Source organism: Mucilaginibacter sp., from assembly GCF_041660805.1.
GTDB lineage: Bacteria > Bacteroidota > Bacteroidia > Sphingobacteriales > Sphingobacteriaceae > Mucilaginibacter.
The window spans coordinates 310780-335595 of the sequence record NZ_JBAZVP010000003.1; the positions used below are offsets into that span (position 1 = coordinate 310780).

12 protein-coding genes are annotated in these 24816 nt (G+C 42.6%); 2 read left to right on the forward strand and 10 right to left on the reverse strand.

What is annotated here, in order from left to right:
- Position 1 precedes the first annotated feature (1 nt).
- Positions 2-937: an efflux RND transporter periplasmic adaptor subunit gene (locus tag WC743_RS06700; RefSeq protein WP_373011098.1), complete on the forward strand. Its 936-nt coding sequence runs from the start codon at positions 2-4 to the stop codon at positions 935-937.
- Positions 934-3984 (forward strand): efflux RND transporter permease subunit, encoded by a 3051-nt coding sequence (locus WC743_RS06705; RefSeq protein WP_373011100.1) that lies wholly within the window; start codon positions 934-936, stop codon positions 3982-3984. Before WC743_RS06700 ends, WC743_RS06705 begins: the two co-directional genes overlap by 4 nt.
- Positions 3985-4006: 22 nt before the next feature.
- On the opposite strand, the gene WC743_RS06710 is transcribed toward WC743_RS06705, so the two are convergent.
- From WC743_RS06710 to WC743_RS06755, 10 genes are all read right to left on the reverse strand, one after another.
- Positions 4007-4849 carry a phosphatase PAP2 family protein gene (locus tag WC743_RS06710; RefSeq protein WP_373011101.1) on the reverse strand — a complete coding sequence of 281 codons (843 nt, stop codon included), beginning with the start codon at positions 4847-4849 and terminating at the stop codon, positions 4007-4009.
- Positions 4850-4867: 18 nt separating this feature from the next.
- Positions 4868-5893, reverse strand: a complete 1026-nt coding sequence (locus WC743_RS06715) for a hypothetical protein (RefSeq protein WP_373011102.1) — start codon at positions 5891-5893, stop codon at positions 4868-4870.
- A 155-nt stretch (positions 5894-6048) separates the two neighbouring features.
- Positions 6049-10182, reverse strand: a complete 4134-nt coding sequence (locus tag WC743_RS06720; RefSeq protein WP_373011103.1) for a two-component regulator propeller domain-containing protein — start codon at positions 10180-10182, stop codon at positions 6049-6051.
- A 466-nt stretch (positions 10183-10648) separates the two neighbouring features.
- Complete coding sequence (locus WC743_RS06725; protein ID WP_373011104.1) at positions 10649-10885, reverse strand: hypothetical protein; 237 nt, start codon at positions 10883-10885, stop codon at positions 10649-10651.
- Positions 10878-13289 (reverse strand): ABC transporter permease, encoded by a 2412-nt coding sequence (locus WC743_RS06730; RefSeq protein ID WP_373011105.1) that lies wholly within the window; start codon positions 13287-13289, stop codon positions 10878-10880. Before WC743_RS06730 ends, WC743_RS06725 begins: the two co-directional genes overlap by 8 nt.
- A 418-nt stretch (positions 13290-13707) precedes the next feature.
- On the reverse strand, positions 13708-16971 hold the full coding sequence (locus tag WC743_RS06735; protein ID WP_373011106.1) for a glycosyl hydrolase: 3264 nt from the start codon (positions 16969-16971) through the stop codon (positions 13708-13710).
- A 148-nt stretch (positions 16972-17119) separates the two neighbouring features.
- Positions 17120-18550 carry an arabinose isomerase gene (locus tag WC743_RS06740; protein ID WP_373011107.1) on the reverse strand — a complete coding sequence of 477 codons (1431 nt, stop codon included), beginning with the start codon at positions 18548-18550 and terminating at the stop codon, positions 17120-17122.
- A 53-nt stretch (positions 18551-18603) separates the two neighbouring features.
- Positions 18604-21606 (reverse strand): glycosyl hydrolase, encoded by a 3003-nt coding sequence (locus WC743_RS06745; protein WP_373011108.1) that lies wholly within the window; start codon positions 21604-21606, stop codon positions 18604-18606.
- Between the two features lie 111 nt (positions 21607-21717).
- A complete protein-coding gene (locus WC743_RS06750) occupies positions 21718-23184 on the reverse strand; it encodes a glycosyl hydrolase family 39 (RefSeq protein WP_373011109.1) in 1467 nt (488 codons plus the stop codon).
- Between the two features lie 108 nt (positions 23185-23292).
- The gene (locus tag WC743_RS06755) at positions 23293-24804 is read right to left on the reverse strand and encodes a RagB/SusD family nutrient uptake outer membrane protein (protein WP_373011110.1); all 1512 of its coding nucleotides are present in this window, start codon (positions 24802-24804) and stop codon (positions 23293-23295) included.
- Positions 24805-24816 lie beyond the last annotated feature (12 nt).

The window sequence follows — 24816 nt, forward strand, 5'->3', positions numbered from 1 at the left end:
TATGAAACGATATTACAAACCATTAAATATATTATTTGCCTGTTTGGCCATAGCAACACTTTACTCCTGCAATGGCGGTGCGCCTGCTGCTGATGAAACCACCACAGCATCGCAAACACCAGTAACGGTTACTACTATTGGCAACAGCGCCCTTGCAGATTCAATTGAACTGAACGCCACATCCTCGTTTCTTCAAAAGAATTATGTGAGCGCTAATGCTATCGGTTACATACAAAAAGTTAATGTGCAGCCCGGGCATTATGTAGAAAAAGGCCAGTTGATGTTCACCATCAAAACCAAGGAGGCCCAAAGTATTGGCAATACCATAAACGTGCTGGATACCACTTTCAAGTTCTCGGGTATTAACAAGATCCGTGCATCCCGCAGTGGCTTTGTAACCCAACTGCTGCACCAGGTTGGCGATTATGTGCAGGATAGCGAACAACTGGCTATCATCAGCGATCGTGAAAGCTTTGCATTTGTATTACAACTGCCCTATGAGCTGCGAAGCGTAATTGCCAATAACCAAAACATGACACTCACCCTACCCGATGGTGAAAAACTGAACGGGCACATCGCATCGCTAATGCCATCGGTTGATACCTTATCGCAAACACAGGGCATTGTTATTAAGGTAAATAATACACATCCAATACCTGAAAATTTAGTAGCCAAAGCGCTTATTATTAAAACGGCTAAAAACAGCACTCCATCGCTGCCAAGATCGGCAATACTATCTAATGAAACGCAGGATGTGTTTTGGGTAATGAAATTAATAAACGATACCACGGCTGTAAAAACACCGATAAAAAAAGGGATAGAATCCGGCGGTAAAATAGAGATACTATCACCCCGGTTTAACCCAGCTGATCGTGTGGCGGTTACCGGAAACTATGGTTTGGCAGATACCGCGAAGGTTAAAATTGTAAAACCATGAACAGCCTGAATAACTTTTTCATCACCCATAAAAAGCCCATTAGCCTTGTGCTTTTCATCATACTGTTGGGTGGTGGTTTCGCTTATTCAAGGTTGCAAACTTCTCTTTTCCCCGAAATTACTTTCCCCAAAATAAAGATCATTGCCGATGCCGGCCTTCAGCCGGTAAATAAGATGATGGTTACGGTTACCAAGCCGTTGGAGAACGCGGTTAAACAAGTGCCCTACCTTCATTATGTGCGCAGTACCACCAGCCGTGGTAGTTGTGAGATATCTGCCTATATGAACTGGGATGCAGATATTGACTTAAGTCAGCAAAGGATAGAATCGCGCATAGCGCAGATAAAAAACCAACTGCCACCCGAGGTTAATATTACAGTAGAGAAGATGAACCCCTCTATTTTGCCGGTAAGCGGTTACACACTGGAGAGCCATAACCTCTCGCCTATTGAATTGAAGCAACTGGCTACCTACACCGTAAAACCTTTTCTTTCGCAGGTTGATGGCGTATCGGAGATCCGGGTTATTGGTGGTAAAACAAAAGAGTACTGGTTGGTGCTAAATCGTCAAAAAATGAGCACGCTGGGCTTAACGCCCGATATGATAACCAATACGCTTGCTCAAACAGCGTTCATCAAATCGAACGGTTACCTGTCGGATTTTAAGATGCTGTACCTAACCGTGACCGATGCCAGTGTGAATACCAGCGAGCAATTGCAGAACCTGGTGGTAAGCAATAACCGCAAAAGGGTAATACAGCTAAAGGATGTGGCCGAAATACAGATAAACCCGGGTATTGAGTACACCAAAATAAACGCCAACGGGCACGAGGGTGTGTTAATAGCGGTTATTAAACAGCCCAACTCCAACCTGGTTGATCTTTCGGCCGCCATGACCGTTAAAGTGGCCCAATTGCAAAAAGTATTGCCCAAAGGCGTAAGCATTAAGCCCTATTATGTTCAGGCAGATTTTGTAAACGAATCTGTAAAAAGCGTAAGCGATAGTTTATGGATTGGTTTGGCACTGGCTATTATTGTGGCCATTTTCTTCCTTCGGTCTTTAAAAGCAAGCGCCACTATTTTGATAACCATCCCGGTTACGCTGGGGCTTACACTCATCATTTTATATGCGGTGGGTTATACCTTAAACATCATGACGCTGGGCGCCATAGCTGCAGCCATCGGGTTAATAATTGATGATGCTATTGTGGTGGTCGAGCAGATCCATCGCACCCATGAGGAACATCCGGAAGAGCCTACCGTAACCCTTTTGCAAAAAGCCATTAATTACCTTTTCCCGGCAATGGTAGGTTCATCCATCAGTACTATTGTGATATTTATTCCTTTTTTGTTGATGACAGGGGTTGCAGGCGCCTACTTTAAAGTAATGACCAATACCATGATCATTACCCTGGTGTGTTCTTTTTTTGTAACATGGATAGGCTTGCCGGTTATTTACCTGTTACTCACCAAAAACACCCAGGTAAACAGCCTTAAAGCAAAGGAAGAAGCGCATAGCGTTAAAAGACAACGTTGGGTGTCTTTCTTTATCCTGCGGCCTTTTATGAGCATTATTTTAATATTGGCACTTGTGGCAGTTATTGTAATTATCCCTTCCCGGTTAGAAACAGGTTTTCTGCCGGATATGGACGAAGGCAGTATTGTATTGGATTACACTTCCCCTCCGGGGACCTCTCTGGAAGAAACCGACCGTATGCTGCGCGAGATAGAAAAAGTTATCATCAAAGAACCTGACGTAGCCGCTTACTCGCGCCGTACAGGTACGCAAATGGGTTTCTTTATAACTGAACCTAATACGGGCGATTACCTGATACAATTAAAGAAAGGCCATACCAAAACATCAGAAGAAGTTATAAGCGACCTGCGTACGCATATAGAAGCAACGCAACCCGCCCTGAGGGTAGATTTTGGACAGGTTATTGGCGATATGCTGGGCGACCTGATGACATCCACCCAGCCTATTGAGATAAAAGTTTTTGGTGATGATCAGACCAAACTTCAGCAACTATCCAAACAGGTGGCAGATATTGTAACCCATGTAAAAGGCACCGCCGATGTTTTTGACGGTATTGTTATTGCCGGCCCATCGGTAGATATTGTGCCCGATTATACCAGGCTTGCCCAGTACAACATTACACCCGCGGCTTTGCAGTTACAGGTACAGTCGGCTTTGGAGGGCAACGTAATTGGCAACTTATTTGAGCGGGAGCAGCAATCCCCTATCCGTATGGTTTATCCCGGCAACCGTTTGCAGGATGTGGCCGGTATAAAACGCCTGAGCCTATTTTTACCCGATGGCAGGCTGATACCCATTACCCAACTGGCCAATGTAAACCTGCGCGCTGGCGATGCCGAGGTGGAACGCGAGAACCTGCAGGCTATGGGCGTTATTAGTGCACGTTTAGAGAACAGCGACCTGGGTAGTGTGATACCCGCCATACAAAAAGGCATTGCCGAAAAATTAAACCTCCCTCCCGGCTATCATGTAGAATATGGCGGCGCTTATGCCGAGCAGCAACAATCATTTAAAGAACTTTTAATGATATTGGTAACGGCAAGTCTGTTGGTTTTTGGAGTGATATTGTTTCTGTTTAAACAATTCAGGATAGCCTTGCTGATATTGATCATAGCCGTTTTAGGCATTGGTGGCAGCCTGCTGTCGTTGTTTCTGACTAATACGCCGCTTAATGTGGGTAGCTATACAGGCCTTATCATGATAGTAGGTATTATTGGCGAGAATGCCATATTCACATTCTGGCAGTTTAGGGAAAACGCACGGGGAAGCACTATAGATGATGCCATTGTGTATTCCATATCAACAAGGCTCCGTCCAAAACTGATGACAGCCCTGGGCGCTATTATTGCCCTGATGCCTTTAGCTTTAGGAATTGGTGCGGGCGCGCAGTTGCATCAGCCATTAGCCATTGCGGTTATTGGTGGTTTTTTAGCGGCACTGCCTTTATTACTGATCGTTTTGCCAAGTATGCTGAGGATCCTTTACCGTAACCACGTTTTTGCGAAAAAGTAATTCTGCCAAAGATATGGCTGCTTTAAAATTGCATGGCAAAATGCAAGCCTAATACCCCATCCTGATAAGTAGGTAATAGAATGGAACTGCTTTTTTGTTCCTTTTTTAACTCAGCAGGAACATCTTTGTTATTCTCTTTTTCGCGGCCTGCTTTAAAGAGTCTGTTGCGTATATATGGGTAAAGCAGGTATGCCGCCTTGGTTGATAAAATACCAAATCCGGCGCCGGCAACTACATCACTAAACCAGTGATCGCGGTTGTAAATGCGTAAAATGCCGGTAGCAGTAGCAAACCCGTAACCAACCGCGCTGTAACCAATGGATTTATCGCCTAATTCCTGCGCCATAAATTCCGCTCCGAGAAAAGCATTAGCGGTATGGCCTGATGGGAAGGAATAGTAATTGGAACCATCCGGCCGCAACCTGTGTGTAGCTTTCTTTAATCCAAACGTAGTTAAGCTCATCATCCCTTCGGCCATGGCAAAAATTAAAGTGCGGTCAATAAAGGTGTTTTTACCATGAATGCCAACCAGGTTAAGTCCATAAACCAGGGCGACCGGTGTGTATTGAAAATAATTTTCGGGGTGATGCCTAAAATTTGGAGCATCCTCATTAATATCATTATAAATACTGACATCAAGCCTTCTTACCGGGTGAAAAAAGAAATTGCTTGCCCCGTAAAGAATCAGCGCCGAAGGGGGCACTAATGACCATGCTTTACTGCGCAAATGTTTAACGGTATCAGGGGCAGTAAAAAGATCCTTTTTGAGCGTATCAACAACATTTATCTTTTTGGTTGTGTCTGAAACCTGTGCCTGCACCTTAAAACAAATGAGACAAAGTATAATATAAATGGCTTTTTTCAATATACAGCTATTAAGAGGTTATTTTCCTATTTCTATCACATGAAACGTCCCCGCTATCATGTGCGGCCGCGGATGTGCATTTTCTGCTGTTGGTGCCGTGGCCTCCATTTGCGCGGCAGGTAAAAACAGGTGATGCGTGTTCAAATCAATACCAATGGTACGTGCGCTTTTTTCGGTAACGATATTTTCAACAAACTCAAATTTATTGGCATTCACTTCTCTTATAACCGACATATTACCATCTCCGTTTGAGCTGTACGCCATTTTCAGGGCCGGGTCAAAAGCTACACCATCGCAATCGCCAATTTTAAATTTCGCCAGGTTTTTACCATTAGCGGCATCCATTATAACCATTGTGGCATTGCCACCGCAACCAATAAACAAACGATTAGTAACCCTGTCAATGGCCAGGCCGGATGGTTCATCACCTTCATTGATCTTATAACGTTTAATAACCTTATATGTGTTGGCATCAATCACAACAACTTCATTAGTAGTTTCAGAGTTTACAAAGATCTTCCCCTTGCCGTCAGATACACCGGTTTCGGGTTTACCACCAAGCGGGATTGTAGCAACAACTTTATCAGTAGCAGGGTCAATAACTGTTGCATCATTACTCCGCCCGTTAAAAACATATACCTTTTTAGAAAACTCATCATAAAATATAGCATCAGGATTTGTACCAACAGCTATTTTACCAATCCCGGCATTTGTTTTCAGGTTGAAAACAGTGCAGCTATTATCCCGGCCATTGCTGGTATAACCTTTACCAAGCGGCTTAACCAAAGCTATGCCGTGCACACCATTAGTATTCGGAATAACTCCGATAGAATCGCCGGTGGCAGTGCTTAGAATATTTACCTGGGTACCATGAGATACATAAAGTTTCTTTTCGGCAGCATCAACTGTAACATAATCCCAGCCGCCGCTGCTTTTAATAGCGTGTTTTTTTAAAATGCGTAAACCGCTTTTACTTTGAGCAGATGCATTTAACGATACAAACGCGATAAAAAGGGGGATAATAATTTTTTTAAGACTTAGCATGAGCTTTGAGTTTCATGCTATTTAGTATTCTATTCTGTAGAAATATTGGATAAATTGATCTGGCATCAATCATTTACCGGGGTTTTTAGCCCTGCAAAGCCATGAAGCCAATTTGGTTCACTAATGCAGCAATCATGCATTATCTCAAACTTGTATTAGCTCTGCACTGCCCATTTTTCCAGCTTGGCCACCAGGTCATCCAATTTAAACGGCTTGCTTATATAGTCGTCCATACCTGCATCTATACAAATTTGCAAGTCGGTTTGAAGGGCATTAGCTGTCATGGCTATAATAAAAGGCCGTGTGGGGAAACGTTTTTTAATTATTTGTGTGGCTTCCAGGCCATCCATTTTGGGCATTTGTACATCCATTAAAATAATATCGAATGTTTTTTTGTTAACTAAGTCCAGGGCTTCCAGTCCGTCTGCTGCCAAATCCGCCTCGTATCCTAATTTACTCAAAACCTTCATGATCACTTTTTGGTTCATTTGGTTATCCTCAGCAACCAAAATATTCAATGGGTACTTTTCAGAAAAACTATCAGGCAGTTTATGTTTTGGAATATCAACCTGGGCCTGTTCATTAATGGTTGAGTTTACGTTCTTACCAAGCTCTCTAATAATGTTCTTATATAAGCTATGTTGCCTGGCAGGTTTGGTTAATATAGAACAAAAAAGGCCGGGATTATCTTTATGGAAAATATAACTTATCGAGCTCAAAAGCATTATGGATAAGTCGGGGTATTTAGCTTGTATTAATGTTGCCAGTTGCACGCCATCCATAAACGGCATTTGCATATCGGTAATAACCAGCTTAAAATCAGTATCCTGCTCCAATATTTCAAGTGCCTGCTTGCCAGAATTGACTATCACCGGGCTTAGTTTCCATTGTTCCAGCTGGCCTTTTAAGATCCTGCAATTGGTATCATTATCATCAACAACCAAAATTTTACTGTTTTCGAAACCATTCATGTTTAGGTTTACATGTGTTTGGTCTGGCTGCAGGCTTTTTTGTGATAAGATGGAGAAATGGAATGTGCTCCCCTTGCCCATTTCGCTTACTACACTAATTTTGCCACCCATTAATTTTACCAGTTGTTCGCTTATAACCAAGCCAAGGCCGGTGCCGCCATATTGCCGGGTTGTTGATGAATCGACCTGCGAAAACGCTTTAAACAACCTGTGCAGCTTATCGGCAGAAATGCCGATACCTGTATCTTTTATCTCAAAACTTAACTCAATACCGTTGTCATCAAAAACATTGGCCAGGTGCACCGCAACATAGATCTCGCCTTTTTGGGTAAACTTGATGGCGTTACTTATTAAATTGATCAAAACCTGGCGAAGCCTTAAACTATCGCCAATAATTTGTGCCGGAACATCATAGTCTATTTGGTAAACCAGATCGAGTTTTAGGTTGGCAGCCTTTAAGGCAAACACATCAAACACCTCTTCAATACAGGTACGCAAGCTAAAATCCTTTTCCTCCAGCTCCATATTACCCGATTCTATTTTAGAGAAATCTAAAATATCATTGATTACCGTTAGCAAATCTTCCCCGCAGGTTTGTATAGATTCGGCAAAGTTCCGCTGTTCTTCGTCTAACGAAGTTTCGGCAAGCAGGGAGGCCATCCCGATCACTCCATTCATGGGCGTTCGAATTTCATGGCTCATGGTAGCCAGGAATATACTTTTAGCCCGGTTGGCCTCTTCAGCTTCAAGGGCCGACTTTTTTTCAACCTCTATAGCCCGTGCAAGTTGCTCCGTGCGTTCTTTAACCTGGCGCTCAAGCTCGGCTTTCTGTTTCAATATTGAGCGGGTACGGATGAGGTAAAATGTAGGGCCGCTAAAAATGAAAACTAAAATCACAATCAATTTAAACCACCAGGTAAGCCAAAAAGGAGGTTTAATGTAAATGGTGACAGATGTACCTTTGCTGTTCCATTGGTCATCGTTATTAGATGCCTTAACCCTGAATGTATATTCACCCGGGTCGAGATTGGTATAGGTGGCTGTTCGTTTATTGCCAACATAACTCCAGTCTTCATCAAAACCTTCCAGCTTATAGGCATATTGGTTTTTTTCGGGAATGGTATAATTCAGGGCTGCAAATTCAAACGTAAATACGGAGTGTTTGTAGGAAAGGTTTATAGCGCTCGTTTCGCTGATATCTTTTTGAAGCAGGGCATTTTTCCCGCCGGTGGTAACCGGTTTGTTAAAAACCTGAAACCCTGTTATGTAAACAGGAGGAATAAAATCATTGTCTTTTAAACTATCCGGATAAAAAGTACTGAACCCGTTTACGCCGCCAAAAAACATTTGCCCATCAGCAGTTTGAAAACGCGAGTGGCCTTTAAATTCATCGCCCTGCAACCCATCAGAAATGCTATAGTTCCTAACGATTTTAGTTTGCGGGTTAAACCTTGAAATTCCTTTGTTGGTGCTCAACCAGAAATTACCTTTACGATCTTTCAAAATCGTGAGGATCACATTATTGGGTAAACCTTCCTTTTCGGTGTATATGGTGAATGTTTGGCTGCGTTTGTTAAAATAGTTTAATCCTCCCCCATTTGTACCTATCCATATATCGCCATTTTCTGTTTGGGTAACTGATTCTATCGTGTTGTTTGACAGGCTGTGTTTGTTCTTTTCATCATGCCGGTAATGCGTGAAACGGCCACTTTTAACGTTTAACACATCAAGGCCATTATCAGTACCTATCCACATATTGCTTTGTTTATCCTGAAATACGGTAGTAACAATATCACTGCTTATGCTGTTATTGTCCAGAGGGTTGTTCCTGTATCGTGTAAAAAGACCGGTTTTTACATTATAAAAATTAAGGCCGCCTTTCCAGGTCCCTAACCATATATTACCGTCATGGTCTTTATACATATTGTTAATATCCGAAAGGGAAAGGCTGCGTGGATTATTTGGCTGGGGCATGTGATGCTTAAAAACACCTTTTTCTTTATCAAACAGATCAAACCCACCGTTATGATAGCCAATCCCAATAAGGTTCTTATTTATTGGCACTACAGCCATTACATAATTATTACTTATGGTATTGCTGTTGTTGTTATCATGCAGGTAATGAACAAAGGTTTTTTTCTTCCTGTTAAATAAGTTGAGGCCTCCCCCGTCGGTACCAATCCAAATATTTTCGTCTGTGTAGTCGCCGGAGATGGCCAGGACATTATTATTGCTTAAACTATTGGGATTATTGGGGTTTTGACTATAGGAACTAAACTTATCACCAAACCGGGGTAAAAAATTAACGCCGCCCGAATATGTACCTATCCAGGTATTGCCTGTATTATCCTTATATAAGCAATAAACAGAATTACTGCCAAGGCTGTAAGGGTCATTTGCATCAAATTTGTAACTAACAAACTTGTTGGCCGGATAGTCGAGTACACTTATTCCACCATTTTCGGTGCCTATCCACAGTTTCCCGTCACCGCTATCCAGTATAGAAAGGATATCATTATGTGCGATGCTGTTACTGTTATTCGGGTTGTTTTTGAAATTTATGAATGAATTTTTTTTGCTGTCGTATAACGCCAGTCCGCCGCCATGCGTACCTGCCCAGATATTGCCTTTACTATCTTTATATACAGCCTTTACCCAGCTTGCGCCAATACTGCTATTGTTTGCCGGATCATGTGCATAACGGATAAACTTACCATTTTGGGGATTAAAATGATACAGGCCATCATCGGTTCCTATCCATAGCCAGCCATTATTATCTTCAATAACCTGGTATATAAAATCGTTAACTAAACTGTTTGTGTTTTTATCTGCGTGGGTAAATTTCTTATATGAACCATTTGCTGCATTAAATAAATACAAGCCCTTACTGGTGCCCAGCCAGATGCGGTTTTTACTATCCATAAAAACAGATCTGACGGCGTAGGTTAAATGGTTATTGGGGTAATGGATAAATGTATTTGTTGCCCGGTCAAATCTGTCCAAACCACTGTCAGTTCCAATCCACAAATTACCAGAACCATCTTCCATAATAGCCTGCACATAATTATCAATAATGCTTGCTTTATTATTTTGGTCGTGTTTATACTGAGTAAATTTATATCCATCATATTTGTTCAGGCCATCTTCGGTCCCAAACCACATAAAGCCACGGCTGTCTTTAATAATGGCACTCACATGGCTTTGAGAAAGACCTTCATTTGTAGTCAGTCGCTTAAATTTAAGGTCGCGTGTTTGCGAATAAGACAAACCGGAGTAAAGCAGGTATAAACACGAAATAAAAAGAAATATTCGCCTCATTTATTGTGTTAATAGTTTTATAGTTAATCCACTGGATATTTTAAGTCAAAACAAATATTATAGCGATGATATTCCTCTTGATTTGCGGACGGAATATAGGTTAGTTTTAGGAATTTAACCTAGCAATTTCTACTGTGAGAGGTCAGCAATAATATGATCAAACCATCTTTAATATTTAGCATAAATCCTAAATCATCCAGAACTTCATTTAAGTTAGTTCTGGTTTTTACTCATACGTTTTTTAAGGGAAATAGTTTCATATATTTATTATTGCCATATGGATAATATGAACATTAACCACCTCATTCCGGGCGCCAATATTCGCCTGCCCAGCGTAATATAAAGGTATAAATAATGGGGAAAATCATTACCTGAAACCTGAAAAAAATGGCGGGAGGCCGTACCGGGGCCGGTTAGAATCTGTACTGTTAAATACAAATTATATGCTCATATTGAAACTTCCTGGTTACTCACCCTGCCGAAACTTTGGATCGGACATAATTTTGTGTAATATTTTTTTGCTTTGTAGCGTGTTAAAAATAATTTCACCATCCAGGCTTTTCCATTCTGTTAACAACAGCTCCTCCAATTCCTTGTTTGATGCGGGTCCTGAAATATAAGTCATCAGTTCCATGAGCTCCGGTCGCGCAATTTCATGGCTAATGTATTGCGCAAAAAGATATCTTAAACGCTCTTTATTCACTTTTTAAACTCTTTGCAGGATTAGCAAATGATGCACTTAAAGCTTTGAAACTAATTGTTGTTAATGCGATGATAACTGAGCCCAACCCACCTGCCAGGAATATCCAACTGCCGACCGATATATGGTAAGTGTATTGTTGCAACCATTGCTGCATAAAATACCAGGCGATGGGGCTGGCAATCAAAAATGCAATTATAACCAACCGCACAAAATCCCTCGAAAACAAATATATAATGTGCACTGAAGTAGCGCCTAATACTTTTCGTATGCCAATTTCTTTAACACGCTGTGCAGCCATGAATGACGCAAGCCCATATAAGCCCAGGCACCCCAGGAAAATAGCTATTCCGGCAAACATTTGGAACAAGGCAGAAAGTTGTTTTTCCTGTTTATAAAAATTGGCTATCTTATCACTCAGGAACTGGTAATCAAACGGAGCATCCGGGTAAGCTTCAGTCCATATTTTTTGAATAGCCAAAATGGTGCCCGGCATATCCGTGGTGGCCAGCTCTATTCCAGCGTTTGCATAATTTGACCGTTGATTAACAAAGAATACCGGCGCAATACCTTCCTTAAAAGAAGCCGTGTGAAAATCTTTGACCACGCCTACCACCGGCCCCCTGGCAAATCCGGACCACATATTAATTTCTTTATTCAATACCTCATACGGCCGTTTAAACCCTAGTTTTTTCACCAATGTTTCATTCACTAAAAACTCTTTTGTGCCAGCCGCAGGATTGATGTTACGGCCGGCTACGATCTGCAAATGGTAAGTACTCACATAATTGGCATCTGCATATTTGGAGACAATCGGAAATTCTGTGGGTTTCATAGCATGATCAAATACTATGGGAGTCCACCAGCTATCTTCTTCGGCAGGCGAAGTATTATTAAAACTAACATGCTTAATACCCTTTACTGTTAATAGCTTGTTTTGCAAATAGTTTAACCGGCTGTTCCTTACACTGTCTGGCTTAAAAGCAATATTTATCACCGCGTCCTTTTCAAAACCCATTGATCCTTTTTCAAAATAATTCATCTGCCTGATAATTATAATGGTTGAAATGATTAGCACCTGTGCAATAACGAATTGAAAGACTACCAAAACCGGCCTCAGTTGCAGCCCCTGGGACCGGGCCGCCATCGCCTTGTTTTTTAAAGCTTTAATGGGATTAAACCCAGATAAAACAAGAGCAGGATATAAACCGGCCAGTATAGTGACGGTAACTGTTAAAACCACCAGGAATGATAATAAGGTGGATAATGGAATACCCGCCAATGTTATTGGCATGTTAATGATATGCCCAATACCCTCTGTTAAAAACAGCACTAATACAATGGCCATTATCACGGCTGTTAAAACAAGCAAAAAAACTTCTGTTAAAAACTGGATTATTAATTGCGCTTTGTTGCTGCCCATCACTTTCCGTACGCCAATCTCTTTCGCCCTGTTCACTGCCTGGGCAGTAGCCAGGTTAATGAAATTTACGCAGGCGATGATCAGGATAAAAGCGGCGATTAGCCACAGCAACCCCACCTTTTGCCCGCTGATTATTTTTCCTGAAAAATTGCCAACACCTTCATATTCATTTTTGGCATCATAATGCACCTTGGCTAAAGGTTGCAGTGCCTGGATTGTTTTATCATCCGCCGCGCGATATTTTCGGGAGAAGCTTTTCAGCTGCTCATCAAATGTGGAAACCTTCATTCCCGGAGGTAGCAGCAGGTAGCATTGTTGCTGACCTGTTATAGTTGTCCAATTCGTAGACTTTGCATGTTTTAATAAACTAATAGGCAGGATCACCTTAAACTGAAAATCTGTTTGCTCCGGTACGTCATTAAGCACACCTGTCACTTTTAAAGTAAAATCATTATTAACCCTAATGATCTTACCTATTGCCTTATTCCAGTCGCCAAAAAACAGCGTCGCCGTTTTTTTTGTAAGTACTGCTGTGTTAGGGTCGTTAAGTGAAGCCTTTGCGTTACCTGCAGCCCACCCAAAATCAAAAATATCGAAGAAAGAAGGTTCAGTAAAGAAAAGATCCGTCTTCAGGCTCTTTGCAATCTGCCCGTCTTCCTTCAACACTGATACAGGAAAGGATGGGTAGGCACTGATGTCGGTTACTTTAACATCAGGAAAATCATTTTGTAACGCCGCAGGTAAAGGTGCCGGCACTCCTGATGTGATATTAACACCATACTTATTGTTTTTATAAACCGTCAGTACCCGGTAAATTCGATCTTTGTTTTTATGGAACTGATCATAACCGGTTTCAAACCTGATGATCATAAATATGACAAGGAAAACGGCAATGCCTATTGATAAACCTGAAATATTTAATAATGTATAGTTTTTATTACGGGTCAGCGTCCTATAGGATGTTTTAAGGTAGTTTTTCCACATGGCTCCCTACTGATTAGATCAAGGTAATTTCAACTTCAGATTTATTAAGTTTCAACAGTAATGCCTGTTATTTAATAAATTAAAAATCAACTACTTATATAGACGCCGCACTTATTCCATTGTACGGTTATGATACAAGTGGTGTACGTTATTAAACAGTTCAATTTATCTTGCCTGTTATGAAGCTACTGTGTGTACACATTTTTTAGTCGGTTAGTATTAAAAGATACCGGTTCAATGGTTCATTGCCGCCCCATTTATGGGACGGATAAATATAGAATACAGGTGGCTTTAGCCAAAGCCAAACAATGCTGACAAACTTGTGTACACACGGTAGGTTATGAAGGATCTCAAAAAATATTTCCGGCCCCTTTAAAATTATAACTTCAGATATTGAGAATATTTACCATATGTTATTTTAATTAAGATTGACAGCTTCCAGGCTTACCGGACCTAACAACCCGGATGCTTTCAGTTTGCTTTTTGCGTTGTAAGGGTTGCGAATTGCCCATGTTTTACGCTCGGCCACCGGCAGCCCACTGTCACCAATAAGCCGGTTCACCCATGTGTTTACAACCTTAATCTCTATCGTGTTTTTGCCCTTTTTAAGGGCCGCGGTAACGTCAATCCTGTATGGCGCCGTCCAAACTCCACCCAACGACACTCCGTTAATTTTGACCTTGGCTATTACGTTAACCATTCCCAAATTCAAAAAGACATGCTCACCGCCGTTTATTTTATCCCACTGAAAGGTATTATTATACAAAGCTGCTCCCGAGTAAAAACGGATACTGTCATTGAGGTTAACAGACCAATCCGTTAGCGTTTTAAATACCACAGGATTAACCGGGCCGCGTAATTTATTATCAAACTGAACCAACCATGGGGTGCTGATCGTTAAAACCTTTGATGGTGCAGGGAAATTTGTTGACCGGGCCGGCCTGGTTTGCGGATCGGCTTTTTTTCTGAAAATAATAAATGTGCTTTCCATTGGCGCAAGTTCCAGCGGAACAATTGTTTTGCCATCAATTTGTGAATAAGCATTCAGACTTCGCCTGCTCCCGCTCACCGGGTCCCACAATTCAGGAACTTTACCGGTAATGCGAAACTCCGGTTCAATTTTTACTGTTTTAGTTTTTTGGTTAGAAATGAAATAAACAGAGCCCTCATTTAAATCCCGGTGGATGAATAATATGGAATCGCTCTGCCGGACTTTAAGGTCGGGTTTAATTTTTATCAGATCCAGGGCCTCCTGCATATTCATGCCACTCATAACCATCCCTTTCCCAACCGTGTTGGTTTTAATATCCTTACCATTAATTTTGCCCCAAAGTTCATCAGCAAGCATGGCTACCTGTTTGTCTGCCGCCGGATAGTTTTGCAAACTTGGTGAGGTTACCGGTTTTGGGCCTAAAACTACTGCGCCCTGCATAACCAGTTCTTTGATCTTTAGCAACAGTTCGGGCCTTATTGTTTTTAACTGCGGCAGTACCAGGATGCCGTAGTTCATTCCATCGGGCAAAACCAATCTCCCAGCCTTTACTGTCAGCCTGGTTTTAATCACCTCACCGTTAATATAATCAAATGAATACCCGGCAGGCAATTTAGGGTCTTGCACACCTGTCATTTTCGGTGCATCTTCACTTATAAAATAAGCAACATCGGCTACGTATTTACCCTGCTGCAATATCATATTACACCTTTTAATATATTTTAAAAATATATCCATATCATAGAACCAGGTATTTAACCGGTTAAATTCGTTACCAAAAAAAGCACTCACCCCCGGCGCTTTGTCTTCATAAGGCTGGCTGATGTATACATGAAGCAAACTGTTGTTTATACCTTCGGTAAAAAAGCGGTCGGCGCGTTGTTTCATCAGTGCAGGGTAACGGGAAAAAGGCCCACCGGCACAGGTAAATGATTCGGCAGAGACTTTACTTTTACCATAAATATGCGCGGCTGACGATGCCGCCCTGTTCTCTATATCACCCAGGCTTCCCTCACTCCAAAATTCACCACCAATCTCATCTGACTGCCCCCCATATTGCAGAAATTCGCCCGGAAAGCCCCAGTGCCCATAATTTTCCAGCCAGGTGGTCAAGCCATGCTGATGGCTGATCTCTCTTAAACCGGCAACATATTCATAGGCTACGTTATCTGCCACAAAACGGCGCAAATCCCATAAAAAACGATCTGACATCCCGGCACTCCCTACAACGCTACCCTGCAATACAGGAATAAAGGGTGTAGGGTCATACCCATAATGTGCCGCAAACTTTTGCACAAAACCATCCGTCCAGTTTTGGCCGCCGGTTTCATAACTGTCTTCTACCGTTACTTTCCAGGTTTTCCTGTCTTCCGCAGGTATCCGCCTCAGTATCTCGCCCAAATAAGCATTAAAATGGGCCTTAATATGCTCTTTGCTCATTTTATCTGCCTCCAAACCCGTACCTTCTGCTGAAGCGGGAGCGTTGCGGACTTTGGTTGGAGACATCCCGGTGCGTTCAATAACCCAATTACCCGCCGGGACATCCCAGTTTAATTCACCATCAGCATTCATGTAGCTGGATATATCCACAACCTTTGAAGGGTCTATCACTAAATCACTGTTATTAACTATGGGTTGTGCCGGCCATTGATAAGCATCCCAATATGGAAATGGGGTCTGCCACATTTTAGCCAATGTTTTTTCAATATAATTCTCAACCATAGGCGTCGCTGATAGCTTTACTTCGGCAATGCCGCTATTTTTTGAGAATTTGGTAAATAAGATCCTAAAGCTATTTGAGGAAACCGCAGGAATACTGATTGCCGCCGGCCCGTATGGTTTAAAACCAACATTTAACTCGCTATTGCTGCGATCTACGGTAAAATGTTTCACCGTAACGTAAACGCCATTTCTTTTAACCTGTAAATCTCCCGAAAAGGTCATCGTATTCCGGTTTGGGGTGATCAGCAAACTCCGGACGGTGTATGAATTTTGAACGCTAAAATCAATCGCGTAAGATCTGCCGGATTCAAAAATCACACCTGTGGTATCATTATGATCAATGATCCTGCTGATTCCATTAATTGCCGGTGTGGCATTAATTAAAGGTTTATAATCACGTAAATCCTTTGTAAAATCGTCATTAACCGGGTAAGCAATTAGTTTTACATCCTGAAACTCGCTTTCTGGTTTGTTTAATTTTTTATTAAGCTTCATTGGGCCTTTTACAGTAAGCTTTGACGATGTCAGATATCTCATGGATTGGCCCGGCTTAACCCAGGGGCCTCCGGACTGGCTCCAGCCCGGGCTGTTGAATATGCCAATCTCAATATTCAGTTCGGTTGCCTTTTTGAGTGCGGCGTGCATAATATCCCACCACTCGTCAGTAAAGATCTTTACTTTTCCTGCGGGGACATCGTCCTGCCAGATATTTCCAATAAACGCCCTGTTGATCCCAACCTTTTTCATAGATTCAAGATCGCGGATAACGCCTTCTTTTGATATATTATCAGATATCCAGTACCAGTAAATACTGGTTTGAATGGAATCAGGAGCCGTTGCAAACCCTGTTTCCAGTGCTGATAGCGGAGCGTAAGAAGCTTTAACGGATAGGCGTTTTTTTGTTATACAGGCAGCGAGCAACAATATACCAGACAGAAGAAAAACAGAACGCCTCAGGGATTTTTTCATGTAATACCTTAATTTATAATTACCAGCCGACATATAACGACTGAGCGTGATAACCTTTAGTTTAAATAAACTTTCTTATTGCGATCAGGGCTAACCGGTGGCATCAAATAAGGTACCCCGGCAACCTGCTTAGGCTTCGCGCTCCAGGCTAACAAACCTTTACCATATCCATTCCTAATATTGCAGATAGTTTTTCGAGTTTACTGCTAATATGCCCAACGCCTACCGCGCAATGATGCGCGGGCCCGTAACTATTCCAATCGTTAACAAATTTACGGGCGCCTACAGAGAACCGGTACCTGCTGTTGGTATTACCAATTTGGAGAATGGGCCCTTGTACTGATTCGCCTTCGGCAACCAGCATCATTAATTCGCCGTTACCTTTTTCGAGGATAGAAAGGCAGGTAACCGGGCCGCATTTAACAGCCATTTCAACAGAAAGCCCCTGCCCAACTTTGCCATGATAAACCTGCAATGGTTTTACTTTGGTACGGCCTTCGGCAATTGCAATATGGCCGGGGCCGTCATGCCCCATCAAAACCACATCGTCCTGATAATCCATGGCATAGTACTCTGTAAAAGAACCGCCCGCACCAAAGCTGTCCATGATCTTCATCGCCTGGGCATTCTTTATCTCAAACTCGCCGGCAACCGGCACACCATTTGCAGTAAGCAATGAATTTCCTAAAATTATTGAGCTCATGGTATCTTCATTACCCTGGCTGCCTGTTCCTTTATGGTAATAGGCAAAAGATCCAAGCTGGTACTTCGCAATTAGCTTATCCATGGCTACTGATGTTCTGGCGGCCCTCAATAACTCTTCGGGCAGGCAATCATGCTGTATATCAAATTTCTCCCTGAATTGCGTCACGCGCTCATCTGCCTCGTCCTGTGTCACTTTATCTTTAATAGCGGTAAGCTCTTCCACCTCAATGTGCTCAAAATGACCGCCAAAATATTTTATCTGCAGGGTAAGGTCAGTATAGATATCTAACATCCCCGAATAGTAATTCCCCATGCAGCCCATTCTGTTGTTTTGCATAATATGGGCAACATTAGCAGCCTCTACCCATTCTATTATTTCTTTATTGCTTTCTTCATCGTGCTCAAGAATACCCGTTACCTGATGAAATTTAATCCCTGTACGTTTAAAAACATTGGCAATTTCAGGCACAGGGCAGGCAGCGCAATACCTGAGCCACGTACCTGTCATCAGGGTACGATCATTCATCAGGTTAAATTTATTATAGTCAATGCGCTCTTCCGGCGATAAGTTAAGTATTACAACGGGTACATTTAACCTTTGTACTACGGGTAATACGGTTGATGAAAGCGCATACGTCCCTACGTATATAAATACGAGATCTACATCTTCCTGCCTGAATTTTTTGCCCGTTTCAAAAGCTTTATTTACGGTATCTACTATCCCGGTGTTAACCACGCTTACCGGCATATCGGCAAATTTTAAACATAATGTTTCCAGATAGCTTTCCAGGTCCATTTTAAGCCCCTCGAATTGCTCCCAATAAACATCTAATCCTATTCCAAATATCCCGATAGTTAAGTTACTGTTGATCATTTTATATTGTGATATTACCTGTCTTAATTTCTTGTTTTTTCCGGTGCGGCCGGTTAATTGTTGCTTGCTTGTATTGTAACAGGCCCTACCAGGCCCGATCTTATTAAGGGAGAGTCCTTTGTATAGTATTTGTAAGTAGAGAAAGTGTACCTTTTGCTTGGCCTTGGCGTACCCTGCCTTAACCAATCGGGCCAAAGTTCATTTTTTACACCATCGTCCATAAAAAGCTCGTCACCTATCAGCCTGTTGGCCCATAAATTAACAACCTCTATCTCAAGCCGGTTATGCTTTTGCAATACCACATTACTAATATCTACGCGCCAGGGTGCTGTCCAAACTACACCGATATCTTTACCGTTTAGTTTTACCCGGGCCATCTGGTTAACTTCGCCTAAGTGAAGATAAAGCTTTTTAAATTTCCTGCCTGCCATTTGGGGCAGATCAAAACGTTTACGGTATGTTGCCGTTCCCGAATAATGCCTGATGCCATCCTCCGGTCTTAATGTCCAATCTTTTAGTTTAGTAAACCGAATTTTTTTAGGGCCGCCCCATTTGGGGTCGAAAGCTAACTGCCAGGGGCCACTCAGGATTTTTATCAGTTTGTTTTCAGAAAAGTTCCTACCTGCAATAGGGGCTGTTTTAACGCTCTTTGAAAATACAATAAAATAGCTTTGATAAGCCTCAAATTTTAACGGCACCGCTGTAAGATCCCCTTTAACCGAATAATTGGCAAGTTGCCTTATTTGACCTGTAACCGGGTCCCAAAGTTGTGGAGCGCCGGTATTACTTCTGAATAACGGGCTTGTTTCAACAACGTTATTTGTTCTGTTAGATACAAAGTAAACATCCTCACCATCCACTAATCTGTGGGTGTATCTTAAATCACCATTTCCTATAAAATCCCGGGCGTAATTAACTGACTTTAATATAGCGGCTGTAAGATCATATTCTGGGTAAAGGGCATCTATTCGTTCCTCCAGTTCACCTCCCCATATTACTTTGCCTTTGCCATATTGATGAACCGTTTGCATAGCAGGCGTACTCAGTGATCCCCACAGTTCCTTCGACATATTCTCCACCTCTGTATCGCATAATGGATAACCGGACAACCCAGGTGATTTTAAAGGTGGGCTGCCCACCACAAGGGCCCCGTCATTCACCAGCGAAATAATTTTTTTAAGCAACGCGGGCGTCATGGTCTTTACGGCAGGCAATACGAGCATACGATAAGTGGCACCACCCGGAAACACAACCATGCCATTTTTAACACTGGCTTTATACAACTGACCGGGTGAACAGCCATCAAAATTATATCCTTTTCTATCCGGCATCACAGGGTCGCCATCCATAGCAGATGATGGCGGGCGGAAAACATGCGGTGACCCCTCCGGTACCAGGTACAATACATCGGCTACTGCCCTGCCCTGTTGTAAAACATACTGGCAACGCGTAATATACTGATGATAACTGCCAACCATAGGCCACCAGGTTTGGTTACGGTCCCAATGTACACCGTATGGCCCCATTGTTGCTCCGGGCCTTAAAGAATCTGCCAGGAACTGATTTTGGAAAGTATGGTATACAAACCGGTTAATACCCGTAGCAAAGGCCCAGTCGCCCTGGTTTTTCATTGAACCGGGGTATTGTTTCCAAACTTCATCCTGCGCGGTAAAAGCTTCGGCAGGTATCAGCGACTTGCCATTTATGTGCCCGATAGAAGTTGCCTCCATACAGCTAAATGATGAATTAAAACCAAAGCCCTTGCTCCAGAATTCGCACATGGGGATGTCTGCAATATTCCCTAATTCGAGGTCGGAGGTTGGGTTCATATCGTAAGGTTCAATAGATAATTGCAGGCCCTGGCTATGAGCATATTTTTTTACCTGTTCTGCATGGTTCTCTAACACAAGCTCCTGGGCAGTTTGCCGCAGGTCCCATAAAAACCGCTCGCTCAACTCATTGCTTTCCACTATATTACCAGCATAAACCGGGTAAAATGGCAAGGGGTCATAACCTCTCCTTTTTTTAAATTCATCCCGGAAACGCGGCGTCCAGTTTTGCGCGCCCATCTCCCAGCTATCAATATGAAGGGCCTTCAAGCCTCCTGTAATTCCGGGCGTTGGCTTACCTGTTCTTTCTAAAAGCTTACCGACATAATGATCCAGATGCGCATTAAGTGCTATAGTATCAAACTTATCTGCCTCAAAACCCAGGCCGGGCACGGGTGCGGGCCGTGTTATGGCACCATTGTTTCGCCTGCCAAAACGCATAATTGTCCAGTTGCCTGCCGGTGCAGTCCAGTTAAGGGAATCGGCACTAAGTTTTGCCGTCAGGTCAATTATTTGGTTTTTACTAATTGCCGTATTTTGCGGCGTTTGCTCATAAATGGCTGGTGATGGTAAATATTGCTTAACACCTGCTACTGATGAATATGGGGCACGGTAAAACAAAGCCTTTTCATCTATATCTTTTATTTTTGCCTGCCCCGCTACAGGTGTGGGATAGGCCAGCACTGCCACATCTTCATAAAAACCGGCCCACTGTTCTTTTAATCCGGGTGTAAATGCGCCTTCTCCAAAATAGGGCCTTTTTGGAGCGGGTACAGGCAAGATTATTTTTTGCTTTTTGCCACCACTTATCGTTATGCTGCTGCTTACCAGGTGTTGCATGGATTGGGCAGGTTTAACCCATGGGCCGCCGCTGCCGGTCCATCCGGGTCCAATTCCAAGTGTTATTTCAATGCCTAAGCGTTTGGCTTCTTTTACAGCGAAAGCAAACATTTGCTGCCATTCTTCGCTTAAAAAATCAACCGGCCCGCGCGGGATACCCACATTAACTTCCAGAAATACAAGATTCCCTATCCCTGCTTTTTTCATAGATTCCAGATCGGCAGTAATGGAACGGGCGGACATGTTGCCATCCATAAAGTACCAGTAAACGCCCGGCTTTGCAGAATTTGGCGGCCGGAGAAACCCGGAGCTTAATGTGGTTGTTTGCGCAAAAACCGGACTAAAGCTATAAACGGTAATCAGGCAGGATAGTAAATATCTAAACATATAAGTATTATAAAGTAACGGGCTTTGAATCAATGTACCAGTAATAAACCTGTTTTAGGGATAAAGCTCCCATTCAAATTTATTTTATTTTAATCAGGCCTCCATATCTTCTTAATTTGCGCTTTTAATTAGTGCAACAGCAAAAGGTTTCAAATCAACATAGTCAGTATTAATAGCAACCGCTTTGGGTTCGTTGTCTCCTGATGTTTCATCAATTACGGTTATTTGTGTCCCTTTAAACCCGGGCGGTAACATTAACCTTATCGCTTTATTGCGTTTGTTAAGCAACAATATATTCTTACCGTCCGGATCTTTAAAACCCTGTGCTAAAATATTATCCCCCGCATTTTGGTCAACATTTGTTTTCACCAGTTTACTGCCGTTTTTAATATTGTCTTTTATGAGTTTCAGCACCCAAAAACGGGCATTGGGTTTATTGTTGATGTAATTGACCATGCTTACATCCGGAAATTGTGTAGGGAAGCCCACCAACTGCGATTCGCCGATAATGTCTATCCCCGCTTTGGTAAGTTCTATAAAAAAATAAGCATAAACGCTTGCCGAAAGGTTCCAATAGGCCGGGGGTATGGGCTGCTTGCGCATTTCTTCGCTAACAAATGTACCCAGTTCATTAATGTCTGTTTTTGTATTTGGCGACAAGCGTTTCCGGATGCTTTCTACATATCTCACAGTATTTATAAAATTTTCGGCCTTATCAAACACAGCATATTCGTAAGCATCAAATTTTTGCCCGCTGTTTGCACTGGCATAGCAATGGTATGATATCATATCCAGCGGGATACCAGCTTTATGGTTGTCAGGGTTCAGGAAATATTCAAACCATTCGGGTTTTTCACCGGCAAGCGCCAACCCTACAAATTTTGCATCAGGTATAACTTGTTTTAATGCCGAAACCATGGCGTCATATATTTTGGTATAAGTTTGCGGAGACATGCTATGTTCCAGGTCTGGTTCGTTTAATACTTCCCAATACGGTATTTCATAATGATAACCAGACTTATGATACTTTCCAAGTTCATCTGTAAAACCACCTTTGGTATACCAACTTACCAGCCTAACGTAGTAATCTGTTAGTTCTTTCATGGTGCTGTCCCGCAGCTCGGTACCACCTCCGTAAGACCAGCTCACCAGGTTTGGGTCTGCGGGATAAGCAACCGGCTTTTCGGTTTTAAACATCCATTGTGGTATAGTGCTAAAATTCATGATGACACTATGGCCGCGTGTGGCTTCTAAAAAATCTATGGTCATTGGATCTATCAGGCTAAAATCCCATGATGTTTTTGTAGATGTTGGCGGGTCAAGTTCGGCTACAGCAAGCTTGGGATAAGGAAACCACGGCACATAACGTACAAAATCGGCACCTAAGCCCTTAAGCGCATTAAAAGAGGGAGCATGCATAGGCGCTTTGCGGCGCAGCATAGGGTTGCCAACAACCTGCAGCGTAGGCGTTGATCTTGAAGTCATAACCACATCATTCCAGTCTACCGTTAACTGCGGAGATTGTGCCCGACATATCAAGCTGAAAAAAATGAGGATAAGCGCAAATGATCTTTTCATTGGGATGTTGTTTTATAACTGATAATAACACTGTTAAGCAAGCAGAAGCGCCGGCGTTTCACCGGCAGCTTCCCAAGCTCTCAACCAATTAACCAATTCATTTAAATATTAATACCCGGGGTTTTGTGTCAGATTCTTATCCAGGAACAACTGCCTGTCAGGCATAGGATATAATGCCTCATACCCGTCAAACTTATAATCGTTACCGGTAAACGGAACGCCTCCCCTGTCTACAGTGGGCGCTGCCCTTTCTGCCTGTCCGTGCGCATTTAAAATTAATACCATTTGCGCGTTTGTAAATGCGCGTTTCAAATCAAACCAGCGGTCGTTTTCAAACGCCAGTTCTACACGGCGTTCGTGCCTGATGGCTGTACGGAATGTTTCCTGGCTTAAACCTGCCAGGTCTCCAAGCCCTGCCCTTCGCCTAACCTGATTAATGTACTGATAAGCATTGCCCGGCCCGCTTTGTTCGTTTATCGCTTCTGCCAGCATGAGCAAAACATCCGAATATCTAAGCACCGGCCAGTTATCGTCTGTTCTGCCCTCAATGGTATGCGCATGGTTATATTTATTAACAAAAGGAATAGCAACATATACCCCGGCAGAGTTTGTATAGCCTTCCCGTAAAGCAACGGCCTTGCGTTGATCATTCGCTTCAAATTCGCTGATAATGTTTTTAGTAGGAATGTTCCAGCCTTGCGGGCGGCTGGTTGGGAAACCGGTAACAGCCCCTTCGGAATTCCTTGGAGCAAAAGAATAAAGAAAACTGCTCCATTCCCCTAAGTTATTACCGCCCTGATATTGAACTTCAAACAAAGATTCACTGTTATTTTTATTATTAGTGGCAAATACATCCGCATATTTATTAACCAGCGAATAGCCAAGTGGTAATACCTGGCGTAATGTGCTCTCTGCTTTTGCATAATCTTTAATGGTAAGGTAAACCTTGCCAAGCAAGCCTAGTGCCGAGCCTTTGGATGCCCTGCCCGCATCAGTGGCAGCATATTCGCTTTTTGCCGGGAGATTAGCCGCTGCATCACTAAGATCTTTAATGATTTGCGCGTAAACGGCATCTTCGGGGCTGCGTGATGTATTGAAAGCATCTGATGAGCTGGCAAGCGGTTCGGTAATTAGCACAACCGGCCCAAAATAACGCACCAGGTTAAAATAGTAATAGGCCCTGATAAATTCAAGTTCACCCTTATACTGGCCCTTTTTCTTATCAGATATACCGGTTACACCGTCTATCCTTGATAACGCGAAATTGATATTATAAAGCGCGTTATAACTTTGATTATACAGATCGGCTATGTTAACATTAGTTGCAGTTAAGTTCCAGAATTCAAATGCCTCCGCCCGGTCTGTCTGCCCCCTGTCTGAAGGGTTTAGTTGTATAGTGGTATTGTCTGATGACATTTCGGCAAAAATGTATTGACTGTTTACGTGGTCCTGCATTGAACTGTATGCGCCGTTTACCGCCTGCTGTATCTGGTCTTCGGTCTGATAAAATTTATCAGCGTTCTTTTTTGTTGGATCAGACAGGTCAAGAAATGATTTTTTACAGGCTGATGTAACTGCCAGAAAGCCTAATAAAAATGATAATTTATATAGTTTTTTCATCGTGTCGGGGTT

Excerpts from the sequence above, each read along its gene's own strand:
- WC743_RS06755 (WP_373011110.1), bottom strand. The coding sequence starts at position 24,804 with ATGAAAAAACTATATAAATTATCATTTTTATTAGGCTTTCTGGCAGTT.
- WC743_RS06720 (WP_373011103.1), bottom strand. The coding sequence starts at position 10,182 with ATGAGGCGAATATTTCTTTTTATTTCGTGTTTATACCTGCTTTACTCC.
- WC743_RS06700 (WP_373011098.1), top strand. The coding sequence starts at position 2 with ATGAAACGATATTACAAACCATTAAATATATTATTTGCCTGTTTGGCC.
- WC743_RS06735 (WP_373011106.1), bottom strand. The coding sequence starts at position 16,971 with ATGAAAAAATCCCTGAGGCGTTCTGTTTTTCTTCTGTCTGGTATATTG.
- WC743_RS06705 (WP_373011100.1), top strand. The coding sequence starts at position 934 with ATGAACAGCCTGAATAACTTTTTCATCACCCATAAAAAGCCCATTAGC.
- WC743_RS06745 (WP_373011108.1), bottom strand. The coding sequence starts at position 21,606 with ATGTTTAGATATTTACTATCCTGCCTGATTACCGTTTATAGCTTTAGT.
- WC743_RS06730 (WP_373011105.1), bottom strand. The coding sequence starts at position 13,289 with ATGTGGAAAAACTACCTTAAAACATCCTATAGGACGCTGACCCGTAAT.
- WC743_RS06740 (WP_373011107.1), bottom strand. The coding sequence starts at position 18,550 with ATGATCAACAGTAACTTAACTATCGGGATATTTGGAATAGGATTAGAT.
- WC743_RS06750 (WP_373011109.1), bottom strand. The coding sequence starts at position 23,184 with ATGAAAAGATCATTTGCGCTTATCCTCATTTTTTTCAGCTTGATATGT.
- WC743_RS06715 (WP_373011102.1), bottom strand. The coding sequence starts at position 5,893 with ATGCTAAGTCTTAAAAAAATTATTATCCCCCTTTTTATCGCGTTTGTA.